Consider the following 248-nt stretch of genomic DNA (forward strand, 5'->3'; position numbering starts at 1 on the left):
TTAAAGAAATAGAAGGCGATTCCCTCTTAATTACAGAGTCAACATCTGGTTTTGATATTTCCTCAGCATATGGTCTTAAAAATTTATAATATTGTACATGTTATAAAGATATATATATGTAGTCTTGTCCATTGTAAAGAACAACAATATCATTTCCTACGTCTATTAATACACCTTTAAATCTTTTTTCACCGATTAGTTTAACATATATATTTTCTCCAATACTTTTGTTTAACTCATTCATCTAT

General features: G+C 26.6%; 1 pseudogene. It reads right to left on the minus strand.

Annotated elements, in window-relative coordinates:
* Positions 1 to 244 (minus strand): annotated as a pseudogene (locus SB775_RS32455) (LSm family protein); the annotation flags it as partial.
* Positions 245 to 248 lie beyond the last annotated feature (4 nt).

The organism is Peribacillus sp. SIMBA_075, assembly GCF_046534585.1.